3 protein-coding genes are annotated in these 16,283 nt (G+C 37.2%); all 3 read right to left on the bottom strand.

The genetic code is table 11. From position 1 onward, the window contains the following. Positions 1 to 16 precede the first annotated feature (16 nt). From ACFSGI_RS08665 to ACFSGI_RS08655, 3 genes are read right to left on the bottom strand one after another with little or no spacing between them, the layout of a single operon-like run. Positions 17 to 7,408, bottom strand: coding sequence for a non-ribosomal peptide synthetase (locus ACFSGI_RS08665; protein ID WP_204823741.1), 7,392 nt, complete (start codon positions 7,406 to 7,408; stop codon positions 17 to 19). A gap of 26 nt (positions 7,409 to 7,434) precedes the next feature. Next, the gene (locus ACFSGI_RS08660) at positions 7,435 to 14,805 is read right to left on the bottom strand and encodes a non-ribosomal peptide synthetase (RefSeq protein WP_204823740.1); all 7,371 of its coding nucleotides are present in this window, start codon (positions 14,803 to 14,805) and stop codon (positions 7,435 to 7,437) included. Between the two features lie 24 nt (positions 14,806 to 14,829). Then, entirely contained in the window at positions 14,830 to 16,254 is a 1,425-nt protein-coding gene (locus ACFSGI_RS08655; protein WP_204823739.1) for an aminotransferase class I/II-fold pyridoxal phosphate-dependent enzyme, read from the bottom strand. Positions 16,255 to 16,283: the final 29 nt, after the last annotated feature.

The raw sequence follows: 16,283 nt of genomic DNA, 5'->3' as shown, positions 1-16,283 counted from the left end.
TATTCTCCTTCTATTATTATTTGCGATTACGTTCTCGACGTTCTACTTTTTTGAAGGCTGGTGTTGCAGAAGTAGAAACAGAAGAAGTTATTTTACTTTCGTTGATATGTTGTGCCAGACTACGAATCGTGACTAGTTCAAACAATTCACGTAAAGATAATCCATAATTTAGTGTATTGCTGATTCTAGCAACTATGGCAGTTGCTTTAAGGGAATGTCCACCCAATTCAAAAAAATTGTCCAGCACACTTATGTCAGTCAACTGCAATACATCTTGCCAAATTTCCAAAATAAGTTGTTCTTCTTTATTTTGTGGTAATACAATTTCACGTGTTTGTTCTTCTATAGCTGGCATAACATATAAGCGACGTTTATCTATTTTTCCATTTTCGTTTAATGGCATTGATGAAACAATTACAATATGGTTAGGAACCATATAAGAGGGCACACGTTGGCGAAGCTGTTGCAATAATTGCTCTTTATTGATCAAAGATAATTGATCAATTTTATCTATGGTATGCTCAGATGTTGGTACAAAATGCTGCACCCATACACTTGGATCATAATAGATACCAGTATTCTGCTCTACATTTATACTGACTGGTTGCAAGGTAACTGCAGTATTATATTTTCCTGAAGCATTAAATGAGAGACTCGTCCACTTTTTCCAGTCATCAAGATTTCCTGTAATCATTTGTGATTGTTCAGCGACACCTAAAATTTGACCGCCAACACGAATGTGCGTGCGTAACCATGGATCTACAGGTAACCCATCTTCTCTATACAAATCACAATATTCACTAAAAGAATAATCAGGATAGGTCGTTTTGCCAGTTGGACGAACAGGCACAATAATATGTTCTAGCTGATGCGCTTTAGCCAACTGCTTAAATGCTTGGAGTAATATACTTGCCAATCCTTTACCTTGTTGCTCTTCATCCACAACACCTGCTAAAACAAACAACGTATTCGGCTTTTTAGATTGTTGGTTTGAACTTACTCCCTGTAGCAACCCATCATCCCAACCCTGTGGTAAACCTTCAGGACTTCCATCCCAATAGATAGGTATAGTATTACCAACAGCTACTATTTCTCCGTCTTGTTGTAACAAAGCAAACTGATAATCAACAAATTCGCTAAAAAGTTTAGGCCAATGTTCTAGCATAATCGAATCACCGATAAAATAGTCAGGCCATGATTGGCGATGCAATTTATTCATATCTTCTATAAGATTCGGCATCTGCGACAAATTAAACCATGTCAAACCATATTGCTCGTAAAAAGGCTGATGCTGCTTTGATATTTCAACATAAGCGATTAAATCATCGTGGCGATCATCATAACGATGCAATACAGCAGCACTAGAAATATCATAATGCTCAGTTAATAGTGTTTCGACTTCTTCCAATTCAACTCTGTTACCACGTACCTTCACTTGCTGATCAACGCGTCCAATATAACTAATTGCTCCATCTTCATTCCATTTAACAATATCGCCGGTTTTGTATAATCGTGCTTCTCCATGTTTAGCAAATGGATTTGCAACAAAAGTGGTAGCTGTGCGCTTATCATCATTTAGATAACCACGTGCCAGCCCTGGGGATTCGATATACAATTCACCAGCTACACCAATAGGAACTTGATTCATCATGGTATCTAAAATATAAAGATTGACATTAAGTAATGCACTACCAATCGGAACAATCTCACCTTCAAACTCTAGCTTACAATCAAAAACAGTAGCATCAACTGTAATTTCTGTCGGTCCATAATGATTGTATAACTGGCATTTAAATTGTTTTTGAAAGCGTTTTAACTGTTTGCGTGTTAACGGCGCTCCTCCACAAATGATAAACCTAAGTTCAGGCCATTGCTCAAATGCTTTGTTTTTAGATGCATGTACAAATTCATCCAGCATTAATGGGACAAACTGTAAAAATGTGATTGCATGATCGGCTGCAACTCGTCCGATAGCCGCTGGATCTCCGCTATTTTCTAATTGAGGAATATAAATACTCGCCCCACAAGTTAACGGCCAAAATAACTCAAGTAATGACGCATCAAAAGAATACGAAGTATGCAATAATGCTTTATCACTTTGTTGCAAAGCATAACGCTCTGTTAATCCAGCAAATAAGTTTACAATTCCACGATGTTCAATTTCTATTCCTTTTGGTTTTCCAGTCGTTCCAGAAGTAAATAAAACATAAGCCAGTGTAGACTCATTACTTTCACATACCGGATTAAGAAGCGCTTCAACTGGCAATGCTGTATTCTGTTCATACGGATCAAGTACAGTAAACTGAAATAGATCACGCTGCAATATGTTATCTTTTTCAGTGATTACCAGCTTAATATCAGCAGACTGTATAATATTGGATTGTCTTTCTTGCGGCATATTCTCTGGAATCGCTACATAAGCAGCTCCTACTTTCCAAATTGCCAACATAGCAATAATCAACTCTGAACAACGTGGTAGACTGACACCTATTTTCTGTTCGGGTTGTACACCTGTTTGCAATAAACGATATGCTAATTGATTCGCTTTTTTATTCAACTGTCCATAAGTGTACGTTGTTTGCTTATCTTCAATTGCCAAATGGTCAGGAAATTGTTCTGCTTGTTGTTCAATCAATTGATGTGTATTCATATACAATCGTTCAGATCGAGAAGCACCATGTTGAGCCAAAATCACTGTTTTTGACTGTTTATCCAGATTGTCATATTGGTATAATTTTTGGTCAGGCATAGCTATCACCTGTCTAGCTAATAACATAAATTGTTCTGCTATTCGTAACGCAGTATTTCTTTTAAACAAGTCGGTATTGTAATTCAAATTAAGTTCGACTCCATCTGCTAACTCGTCAAACGCAAATGTCAGGTCAAATCTGGAGCTTGTCTCTAAAAAGTCATATACACGCGAATTATAATCTAAATCAGTAAATTTTAAGTTTTTTAACAAATTTTGCTTATTATTTTGTAACCCATACATAACAGAAAATAGTTTAGAACGAGACATATCATTTTCAGTATGAATTTGTTCAATAATCAAGTTTCCAGGATACAGATGATTATCATAAGCTTCAAGCGCTGTTTGCTTACTTTGTTCCATTAATTGAGAAAATGTCATATCTGTTTGGATATGGCATGATAAAGGAATTGCACTCGCAAAAAGACCTACCATTTGCTCAAGTTGTACATCATTACGATTAACAATAGGCGAACCAACAGCAAAATGATTTTGTCCACTTAAACGGTGCAACTGCAAATTTAATACCGATAGTAAAAACATATAAAGTGTAATATTTTGTTTTTGACAATAATCTATAATTTGTTGATGTAAATCAGGTTCAATTTTTGTTAAAATCGTACCACCATTAAAAGTCAACATCGCTGGACGTGTATAATCAGTAGGCAAATTTAAAGCAGGAGGTACTTTTTTAAATCGATCCAACCAGTATTTGCGATTAGCTTCAAGCGTTCCATCTTCAATTAAATGATTCATCCATTCAGAATAATCAGTATATTGGATTTTTGGTTCTGGTAGCTTGAACGGACGCTGTTCTACCTGTGCATTGTATAATTCGCTAAACTCACTAATCACGTTCATAGATGATGTCTCATCCCAAATAATATGGTGAGCAGCAAACATCATCAAAAATTGCTGATTTTCATATTCAATTAATTTGATAGAAAATAAAGGCCCCTGTTCAAAATCAAAAATCTGATTACTATGCTCTAATGCTGTTTGCTGTATTTCATCTTCAAACTGTTTCAATTTAATATGACGACGATCTTCATAAATAGAACTACTCTCTAACTTAAAGTCTGTCCGAATATGTTGCATTGGTATGCCATTTTGTGTAGAAAAGTAAGTAAGCATAACTGTATGCCGATCAATAATTTGTTGCCATGCCTGTATAAAAGCAACTACGTTCATTTCCCCATAAAACATTAGATCAAAGCTGACATTATAAAAAGGATTATTAGGTTCTAATTCATGCAAATACCATTCAGGCAGTTGAACAGGTGCTAGAGAGTAAGCATCTTTAGCAGGAAAAGCACGTAGCGGATTCGTTTTCATGATTTTATTAGTACTGGTTTTATCAGCCACTTTTTGATTTACTTCGTGGTCAATTACAGAAGCTAGTTCATTTAGCAACGGATTATTAAAAATTTGTTGCAATGGCATAGCAATATCGTAATATTCACGAATACGATTGATTAGTTTGACTGCACTAATCGAATGTCCACCAAGATGGAAAAAATGATCATTTGCATAAATAGGCTGTTGTTCCAAAATATCTGTCCACAGCTGTGATAGTTTCTGTTCTGTTGCTGTAGAGGGTTCCACTTTTGTACTACGCTCAACAATCGTATATTCATCTGCCCATTTACTTAATATTTTGCGGTCTATTTTTTCACTTGCTAACAGTGGCATTTGTTCAATGATCATTAATTGTGCAGGAATCATATAATAAGGCAATTTAGTCTGCAAATAAGTTCGTACTGACTCAGGCTGTAAATGTTGTTTACTCGTATAAAAAGCAACTAGCATAGAGTCTCCATTAGTCTGCTTTTTTGTAATAACAGCCGCTTCATCAATTTGCGGATGATGATTAACAACTGTTTCGACTTCGCCTAGTTCGATACGAAAACCGCGTACTTTCACCTGATAATCTATTCGACTAGAAAATTCTAGATGACCACTAGAAAGCCAGCAACCTAAATCTCCAGTTCGATATACCATGTTTTCATGTTCATGTTTAGCAAAAGGGTTAGCAATAAACTTACTGTTTGTTAATTGTTCATTGCGCCAGTATCCTGCTCCTACTCCTATACCAGAAATCCAAATTTCTCCTTTTACACCAATAGGAGCAAGCTGATGAAACTGATCAACAATATACAAACGCATATTAGGTAAAGGTTTACCAATAGGAACTCGTTTTTGCGTCAAATCATACCCATCTTGAATATGGCTATACATTGCATACTGGGTTACATCGTCCGAACATTCGGTCGGTCCATACGCATTAATTAATGGAATTGCTGGGAATTGCTCAAACCAGCTTTTGACCAATTTTCCTGGAAGTTCTTCTCCGTTAGCAATCATCCAGCGTAATGTTGGTAACAAACGTTCTATTGGATTCATCATTTGAACAGTATCCAGAAAGGCAAATAGCAGTGAAGGCACCGTTTCGATAATTGTAATCTGTTGCTTTTGGATATGCTCAAACAACAACATCTGATCACGTCCAGTTTCAAATGAAATAATAGATGTTTGTCCACCTACCATCAGCGCAACCAGTGACTGCCAAATAGATACATCAAAACTAATAGACGCATTTTGCGCTACAATATCATTTTGATCTAATGCCAGACTTGATATCTTGGCATATAAATGATTAATCATTCCGTTATGGCGTACCAGTGCTCCCTTAGGTACACCAGTTGAACCTGAAGTATAAATCATATAAGCAAGCCGATCAGCCGCTGAATCAACTACAGGATTAAATGGAGAACAATCAGCAAGTTGATCATGACTAATTAGACGCGATTGTAATGATAACGCAGTAATAGTTGTTGGATCAGCTTCCTGAAAACAAAATAACTGTACAGAAGTAGAAAGTTCTATTCCTGCTATACGTTTCAATAACTGCGGTTCTGTAATCAATAACGTAGCTGCACAATCTTTTACAATATAAGCAGCACGTTCATCAGGCACATTCGTATCAATTGGTACATATGCTGCACCACTTTTCAAAATGCCGATCAATGCGGTTAACCAATCCAGATTACGCTCGCTCATCACTGCCACAAATTGACCTTGTCCAATATTGAGTTTGTGCAACAAATCAGCAAACCGATTAGCACGTTCATTTAATTGCGTATACGTCAGTTGTTGATTTTCAAAAGTGACCGCAATCTGATGCGGATTATCTGTTACTTGTTGTTCAAACAATACTGGAAACGGCTGGTCTATTGGAAAAGGAATCGTCAGTTCGTTAAAGTGTTCGAGCACTTGTTGACGTTCTTCAACAGATAACATATCCATATCAGAAATCAAAATAGTAGGATCTTGAATCGCCTGCTTCATCAATTGAATAAAATTACGGCTTAACCGTTCCATCGAATCGGAATCAAATAAATCGGTTGCATACTGAATATACCCTTCAATCAATCCATTTTTTTGATACAACTCAAATGCAAAATCAAAAGCAGAATAACGTATTGGTTGCAAGGAATGTTCAAATGATAAAAATAACCCTGGTGAAACTTCTTGCACTTCTTTGCTATCTGTATGCAATGTATGCATTTCAAATACTGCATCATAAATCGGATGGCGACTATTATTTCGCTCTATTCCGAGATCCTGTGCAATTTTATCAAATGGATATGCCTGATTTTCTTGTACATCTAACATCATTTTTTTAATTTGCATTACAAACTCAGCAAAAGATTGTTCGCCCTGAACCCTATTTCGAACAGGCAATGTATTGATAAAGCTTCCAATCACACGATTCAAATCTGGATGAAAACGTCCTGATAACGAAGTGCCGACAATAATATCTCGATTGCGTGTATATTTAGCGAGCAATACATTCATAATACCTAGCATGAACATATATAGGCTAACATCCAGTCTTTCACACGCTTGCTTAAGTTGACTAAACCATTGTTTATCAACAACAAGTGGAACCGCTGCACCAGCGTACGTTCGCTCCGGTAAACGCTGGTAATCAATAGGAAAATTCAAATCTGGCAATTCTCCAGCTAAATACGTTTGCCAAAATGCTTGCTGATCTGCCAATTCACCACTTTGTAACATACCGTTATGCCAATGTGCATAATCACTGTATTGAATATCAAGTACAGGTAATTGGTGTGGAATGCCAGTCGCGTTAGCACGATAGATTGCCATCAAATCAGCAAGCAAAATATCTACTGACAAACCGTCAGCAATACTATGATGTGCCACGATAAGACAAGTATGCTGATCAGCAGACAGTTTGTACAAAAAGCAACGAATTAAAGGAGCCTCTATCAACTGAAAAGGTTTATTTAATTGTTGTTGAATATGTTGTTGTGTTTTCATTTGATCGATATCTGCTGACATATCTAGCACTTCTAGTGGTATAGATTTAGTATCAAATACAAGCTGAACAGGTGAACCTTCATGATCGGCATAACATGTACGTAATGCAGCATGGCGATCTGCTAGTTGCTGTAATGCTTGTTTAAAAAAAGGGACATCCAGTGATCCTGTTAGTGTAAACACAGCAGATACATGAGACATAGAACGTGCGGATATATCTTTAGAAAAATCAAGTTGATCCATAAACCAAAAACGTTTCTGTGTATGGGATAATTCATATTGATTACATGTCGATTGTGTGTTTGTATTCATTTCTGAACTTCCTTTCCTGCATCTTTCTATGTCCTCTGTACGGGAACTGCTTTGGGAATAGATTTAATTTGAGCTGTCGGTTGAGCCGATTGTAACTGGTCATAAATAAACTTGCTTAACGAGCGGATCGTATCATAACGGAATAACGTATTGGCATCAAGTTGTAACTTATAGATTTGTGATAATTCAACAGCGATATCAATGCCAAGAATAGAATCTCCACCAATCGAAAAATAATTTTCTTCAGCATCAGGGGCTTGTTCTAGCTCCAACTCACGTGTCCAGATCATACTTACTGTTGCCTCAATCTCTTCAATTGTTGCCGTAACTGATGCGGTGTTAGAATCCTTTTCTACTTGTAACAATTGATTAAGCTCAGAACTGATTTTGAAAAACGCCTGTTTGTTCAGTGCTTGTATATCATATTGATCGAGTCCAGTCACAAGTAGATGACTTGATTGTGCAGCAATAATATCCCAAAATGCTTGCACTCCTTGCTGACGACTAAAACCAAGAATAAGCGGTGATAAACGGGCAATTTCCTGCAGATGCGAAGAACCTTGATTTTGTTCCATACTACCCATTCCGGTAAATTGCCATCCGCCCCAACGAATCGAAATAAACTGTCGCCCTAGCTGTCTTTGACGCAATACATATTGATCCATGAAATAATTCGCACTAGAATAAGGACCGAGATTCTTTTCTGACAATACACTGTCTACTGACGAAAAACTAATAAAGAAATCCAACATATGCTCGCGCAACATTTGATCTAATAATAGCGTGCCATACACCTTAGCTTCATATACTTCTTCATAATCCTGCTGTGTTAATTCATGTAAAGCTTTGTGCTGACCTATAATACCTGCTGTATGAATAACACCATTTATTGTTCCATGCTGTGCTGTAATATGCTGGATAGCTACTTCAACCTCATCAGCACGCGCAATATTCACTTTCATATAATGTACGGTGGCATTGGCATTGGTGAGTGTAGCTATATACTGTGTTTGTTTTTCATTGAGCAGACTTGGTTCGGTACGTCCAAGCAAAATAAATGTAACTCGATATTGTTCAGCCATAGATAAACAGATTGCTTCTGCTATTCCACCTGTACCACCTGTCACGATATAGACTCCATTCTGTCTAACTAACGGCATAGATAACGAAGCAGACATAGAAGCTGAATCTAGGTATTTTACGTAACGTACACCTTGTCTATACGCTATTTCTTTGCAAAAGTCATTGCTGAACAATTCATTATAAATTTGCTCGCTGATCCACTCAGCATTTGCTAAATCTGTTGCTGGTATATCTAGACAATACGATTGCAAACCTGCGTATTCATGATTCGCACTTCTACTTAACGAAACAATCATACTGGAAAGCGGATTAACAAGTGCATCCAGCGCTACAATACGGTCAGTATTACTTGTAATATGGAATAAACGCACAGGCTGATGTTCAGCATAACTCCCCAGCTGTTTGGTCCAATGCCATGCTGGTGTAAACGATTCATTAATCTGTTCACTCAACAGTTGTTGATTGATCATTGCTAACTCTGCAAAAGGGGCACATTCAGCAATATGAATACAGACAGTCACTGTTTGACCATTTTGTTGTAATTGTCCCAATAGAGTGGCAATATGCTGTTCATTGTGTTTATCTATCTCATAACTATTTATATCTAATTGCCGATACTGATTGCCATAAGTAACATATACAACTGGTATAGATTTTTGCTCAAACAATTGACTAAGACTACGTTCCCATCGGTTAGATTCTTGTTGAGACTCCCTAACAAGTAAGATCCACTCTTTCTCTTTTACCGACCCTAGATCAGTAGAATCCAATGGAGTAGGTTGCCAATTCAGTTGATAAAATAGATTGTTTGGTTGTTGGCGATCTGCTACGATTTCCTGTTTGATTCGTTTTGGTTGCTGAACATTCAAATTATTTTGTTTTTCGCCTAATGCCTGCATATCCAACCAGTATGATTTATGCTCAAAAGGATACCCTGGTAATGAAAGTACATGACCTGTTTGTATCCTATTAAAATTCGGATGTTGCCCTGCCTCATATACTTTTGCCAGTAGCTGTAGCAGGAGGTTCAGTCCATTATTAACATGGATAGCATTATTTGTTTCTAACAATTTCAGATGAACACCTGGTTGTTGTATCCAGTCTTGAAGTGATGGTTCAACTATATCTGTAAAAGGTTTGTCTGCTTCGACAAATTGTAGTACTTCTGACCATGTATATTCGCCTCGCATATAAGCAGCAATAGCAGCACCAACACCTGTACCAGCAACTTCGACATAAATACCAACTGCTTTGATCAGTTCTGTAATCACACCGATATATATCGCATAAGACAGTCTAGCTTGTTGATCAGCATGACCTGCTAAACGAACCATCTGTTCATCATAACGAGCTTGCCACTCCTCACTAATCCATCCTGTTGGTAGCAACTGGTGGTATAGTTGCTCTATCCCTATACCTGCAAGATAATTATCCAACCATAGATACACTGTTTGTTCAGAAGCTGTATGTTGAATTTGGTTCGCTTCAATCTGATCTAATCTAGTTATAAGCTCAGACACATTACTCGCTACTCTAGCGATTTTATAAGCTCCATCATCTCGCCGACAATTCAATGTATAACTTAAATCATGTAAAGACACGTGTTGATGTTGTTGCACATATTGTTTTAATTGGCTCACTTTACGTTGCACTACAGCTGCTGTTGCACCAGATAATGTAATTAACACAGGTAACGGTTGTTCATTAGTCGTGATTGGTGTTACAGAATTGCGATGAGCAACAGATGATTCTGTACATTGTTCCAAAATAATATGCACATTTGTACCACTCAAACCAAATGAACTGACTCCTGCTCGTAGAGGCTGTCCACTTGATGATTTCCAGTCTGTTAACTTTTCATTAATTTGTACAGGTGACTTAGCAAAATCTATCAGCGAATTTAAAGGTTGAGCATGTAATGAAGCAGGAAGCTGTTCATGTCGTAAACATAAAGCAGTTTTGATCAATCCTGCCAGACCTGCAGCACTATCTAAATGCCCTACATTAGATTTAACTGATCCCAATTGAATAAATTGCGTTTCTGTTGTATATGGACGATAAGCTTTTTGGATACCTTTAATTTCGATTGGATCGCCCAAACGAGTTCCTGTGCCATGAGCTTCAATATACGAAATTGTCAGTGGATCAATATTGGCATTTTTCCAAGCACGTTGGATCGTTTCTGCTTGAGCATCAGGGCTAGGAGCTGTAATACCGTTAGAACGTGCTCCATCTTGGGTAACTGCACTGCCTTTGATAACTGCATAAATGCGATCATTGTCTTGTAGTGCTTGTGCTTTTGGTTTGAGTAATATACAAATACTACCCTCGCCACCTATCGTGCCATCTGCTTCTTCACTAAAAGCACGACAGCTTTCAGAAGGTGAAACGATATTTGATTCCATCGCATAATCACGTGCAATCGGCTCAATATCCAGATGAATACCACCTACTAACGCTAATTCACATTCTTGATTACGCATCGCTTGTACCGCTGTATGAACAGCAGTTAACGAAGACGAACATGCTGTTTCGATCACCATCGCTGGACCATTAAATCCAAAATGATACGAAATTCTACCCGCTAGATTAGCAGGTAAATTGCTGGACATCAGCTCATCTACTTTCAGATCTAGATGATGATAATAACTTGGCAATACGCCTCCCATAAATACACCAACTGGACGATTATGTAGTTGCTTCACTCCATAACCTGCATCTTCTAACGTCAGATAAGCAGTTTCTAACATCACTCGTTGGTTAGGATCTATAGAACGTGCTAATTTAGGCGAAATACCAAACAAAGCAGGGTCAAATTCATCTATTTTATCCATATAGCCGTATTTCAAATACTTTTTATCTGCATAACCTGTAGGATCAAGCTGTTTGCGAGCATCAGGAATATCACGAATCGTTCCTTTTGCTTGCACAAGCATTTCCCAAAATTCATCTGGCCCTTCAATTTCTGGCAAACGAATACCCAGACCGATAATAGCGATATCTTGATCTGCCGATAGATCGTTTGAAGATGAGCGTGATACTTCTTTTTCGTGAGTTTGTTTATTAGTTTGCAGATTAATTTCTTCGCTAGCTGTTCCAGCTGTAGCGTCTGTCGTTGCCTTTTGATAATCTTCTGGTACTGACAATAAATAATCTGATAACTGTGCAATCGTATTATGTGAGAATAAATCACTGATTTCCAGTTCGCTTTCTGGATATTGCTTTTTAATCTGACTGTATACTCGCATAATCTGGATCGAATTTCCGCCCAGTTCAAAAAAATTTGAGTAAATGCCTACTTGTGGCAATTGAAGAATATTGCTCCATATAGCAACTAATTTGCGATCTGTTTCATGACGCGGTTGACTATGATCTTTCACAGTGCGCACAATACTTGTTTTTTCCAACACTTTACGATCAATTTTGCCATTAGGATTGAGTGGATACGCGTCTACATATTCAAAAAAGGATGGGATCATATATGCTGGTAAACGTTTGGTTAAAAAAGTCTGCAACTCTTCTGCTTCGGGTTGAACCGAAGATTTTAGAAAAGCACACAGTATAGGTTCACTTTGATCTTGTTGCATCACAACAACAGCATCTTGAATATGGTCATGTTGTAGAAGAGCATCTTCTATTTCACCCATTTCAACACGATAACCACGAATTTTAACTTGATTATCAATTCTGCCAATATACTGAATATTGCCATCTGGTTGCCATTGTCCAGCATCTCCAGTTTTATACATCTTTTCGTATACTTGATCATGATGGATATCATTAAATGGATTGGTGATAAAGCGTTCTGCGGTCAGTTCTGGTCGTCCTAGATAACCGCGTGACAATCCTAATCCACTTACACAAATCTCGCCTGCTACCCCAATCGGACAAAGACGATTTTGCTGATCAACAATATAAACTTTCAGATTACTACGTGGTTTACCAATCAAAGAAATTTCCTGTTCTGCTTGTCCATCAAAATGATAGGTGCTTGTTTCGACTGTTGTTTCTGCTGGTCCATAACCGTTGATGATTTTTCCAGTTGGATTCAATATTTCACGACATTTGCGCACTAGCTGAATCGGAACATATTCACTGCCTAATGATAATGAAGTTAAATCAGGCAAAACAGGACGTTCTTTGCGCTGTTCTGCTTGCTCTACCAACACATTCATTAACACAGGAATTTCATCTATACTATTAATACGATGCTGTTGTAAATAATTTAGATATTGCTCTGCATTTTTACGAATATCAGGATGAATAAGATGCAGTGTACCACCAGATACCAGTGGTGAAAATATCTGCTGAATCGAGCTATCAAAAGCATAAGAATTAGACAACAGCACTTGATAACCAGGACGATGCTCATACTCTTCTAATGTCCACAAAATAAACTCAGTAAAAGATTTTTGATCAATCATTACACCTTTCGGGTGACCGGTTGAACCTGATGTATAAATAACATAAGCTAGCGGAAAATCAACTACACGTTTAGTCTGTTGGATATCAGTTGTATTCGATGCAACATGACAATCCCCATCGTTTAACACAACTACTGTATCAGCTATGTTGGCTGCCATCGTTTCGAACTCAGGCATTGTAATAACGATCTGTGCCTGACTGTTTTCCACAATATAACGAATCCGTTCTGCTGGATAATTAGGATCAATCGGTAAATAAGCACATTCAGAACCGAGCACACCCATAATAGCGGTAATCATATCGGTTGACCAATCCATCAGCAGTGCTACAATCTTCCCTTCACTTCCACCTAAATTACGCAAACATGCTGCCAATATAGTTGCACGCCGAGCTAATTCCTTATAAGATAAATGGTCATTTTTGTAGACAACTGCATCATATTCAGGGAAAGCTAATGCTTTTTCGATAAATAGTTCGTATACTGTGCTTTCCTGTTTCGCAAAAGTACGTTCTGTCTGATTAAATTCGTTCAAGAGCTGATATTGCTCATCATTTGTCAAAATAGTAATATCTGAAACTGATATATCCGGCTGGCTAGTCAACTGATTCAATACAGATAAAAAATGCTGTCCTAATTGCTGTACTACATGTTGATCAAACAAATGCGCATGATATTCTATTTTCAAAACAGGCTGATCTGCTAACAAAAAAGAGACAGTCATATCATAATGATTAATCTCTAATTCTTCATAGCCTGTAATACTAAACTGGCTAAATGATCCTTGTTGTAACTGTTCATCTAGCGGATAATTTTCAAATACCAAAATGTGATTAAATAGCGGTTCTGCACCTTTAAAGCGGGAAACACTTTGAATATCGCTTAATGATAAATGTTCCGCTTGTTTCAGTCGGATCAATTGGTTATGTACGTGAACAATGTATTCCCTAGCTGACAGATGTTTCGGTTCACGAATAACGATCGGAATGGTATTAATAAACAAACCGATCATCTGCTCTACTCCATCAAGGTCATCTGGACGACCAGATACTGTCAATCCATAAATGGCCTCATCACTATCATTGTAACGTTGCAACAATAACCCCCATGCTGCATTAATAATCGCATTAGCTGTTACATTGTAACGACGAGCAATATTTTCCACCTGCGGCATTATCGTATTTAACGGTATTTCAACATGGTGGACTGCACTTTCCTGCACACCGTTTTGCTGTGTAGACGGCAATCGGGTATGAGAATGCTGATGTTGAAGTTCAGTCTGCCAAAATTGACGAGCTTGTTCCTGATCGTATTGCTGTAGCCATTTGATATATGTTTTGTAAGGTTGTTTATTACCTGTCTTCAGTGGCAGATCAGACAGTATGTGTTCATACGTTTGTAGCCACTCGCTTAACATAACGCCAAGTGACCAGCCATCTATAATAATATGGTGAAATTGTACAAGTAATTTATATTGATTAGCAGCCGTTTGATAAAGAAAGCCACGTAGCAAAGGTCCTTTTTCCAAATCAAGCACACGCTCTGGATATATTCGCATCGCTTCTGTCCAAGCATTTTGCTGCTCAGTTTCAGATAATAATGACCAATCTTGTAACTGCAAAATGATAGGCTGCTCTTTAAGTACAATCTGTACAGGTTGACTCAACGTTTCCCAACGAATCACCGAGCGCAAACAATCATTATTTTGCACCAATTGGTTTAAGGCTTGTTGCAGTAAAGCAGGCTGTAATTCCCCTTCGATATGCAATGCCACTTGACTTACATACAATGGCAAATGAGGTTCTCTCAAACAATGATACAAAATCCCTTCCTGTGTAGGCGACAAAGCGACAATATCTTGCACGGATTGATTATTTATTTTTTTGACCATGATTGTCCCTCCCATAGGCTTATATTATTTAGGACTCGTTGTATATACAAAAGCTTCTTCAATCTGCTTTAAATAACGGATAATATTGTCTACATGATCATGAATTAACGTAATCCGAAACCATATTTCATCAGGATGCTGTATAATACCAAATACATTGCCTGGTAATACGCCACATTTTACTTCATCAAACAATTTTCTAAAAAATTTATCATCATTCTCAAAATGATAAGATGGATTTAATTTAATAAAAAACACATTTCCAATTTGCTGATTCGTATAATCAGTAAATACTTCTGATTCTTCTACTAATTTTGTAACTTGACGAAGTGCATCTTCCTGTACATGATCCGAGATCGCAATTCGAGCTTGGTATTTATCGTACAATTCTAATTCATTCATTTTTTGAAATAATTGCAGTTCATCTACAATCTGACTCCAACCGAATAACCCTTCATTGAAAAAGTGCATATCTTCTTGCACCATCGGTTCACCTGTGATGTTTTTGTATTTAAAATACAGATTAAGAGCAAAATAGACCAAAGTATGTGTATTCATACTGTTTTCCATCGATGAAATAATATATTTATACTTTTCAGCGATACGCGGATCACCAAACCAGTATCCAGTACGAAAACCGGAATAAAAAGGAGTGTCTTTAGAACAACCATATACTTTAATTACATAATCCAATCGATCGGTCAAATTGAATATTTCAGTAAAACCACGACTTTTTGGAAAAATTAGATCTTGATAAATATTGTCTACAATCAAAAAAACTCGATTTTCCTGACAAATCTGAACAATTTTCTGTAACTCTTTTACATTTTCGCCTTCATAAGTAGATTGTGCTGGATTATTAGGATATGTGATGACCACAGCAACAGTAGAAGCTGTAATCGCAGCTTGGATTTCAGCGGAAGTAGGCAAAAAATTATTTTCCCGTTTTGTATGCACATATTTAGGAATAGCTTTGCCGTTCAAATTCGATAATTGGGCTGTATATACTGTATAGTTAGGCAAAATCAAAATCACTTCAGGTTGTTCGATAGCCTCTTCTGCTTGTTGGAATTTCAATACCGCATTGATCACACCATTCATTACGTTGGTGCAGCCATTTCCACATCCTGTACCACCATCTTCGATCAATTGATGAATAATCTCTTTTCGATGTGGTGCGTGTTGCAACAATCTTGCTTTTTCTAGCGCACGAATGATTTTATTCATTTCTGTATAGCCATCAGGAGACGTATATCCAGGTTCTACTGGATGTAGTGCAGCAATTTCATTTCGAGTAAAAATTTCTGGAAATAAATTAATATTAAAATTCATGTTATCTAATATATTTAAGGATTCTCTCTTATCAAATAAAATACTCCAATATTGAATCAACCGCTGATACATTTCTAAATTTTCAAATTTGTCTTTGTAATACGAATTTATGGACATAAATTTATTCCTTCCTTTATTCAAATTCA

The organism is Paenibacillus nicotianae (assembly GCF_042681745.1).
In the GTDB taxonomy this organism is placed as follows: domain Bacteria; phylum Bacillota; class Bacilli; order Paenibacillales; family Paenibacillaceae; genus Saccharibacillus; species Saccharibacillus nicotianae.
The sequence above is the reverse complement of the archived record's forward strand: the minus strand, read 5'-3'. Positions and strand labels throughout refer to the sequence as shown.

Coding starts and splice junctions, on each gene's coding strand:
- ACFSGI_RS08665 (WP_204823741.1), bottom strand. CDS start 7,408: ATGAATACAAACACACAATCGACATGTAATCAATATGAATTATCCCAT.
- ACFSGI_RS08655 (WP_204823739.1), bottom strand. CDS start 16,254: ATGTCCATAAATTCGTATTACAAAGACAAATTTGAAAATTTAGAAATG.
- ACFSGI_RS08660 (WP_204823740.1), bottom strand. CDS start 14,805: ATGGTCAAAAAAATAAATAATCAATCCGTGCAAGATATTGTCGCTTTG.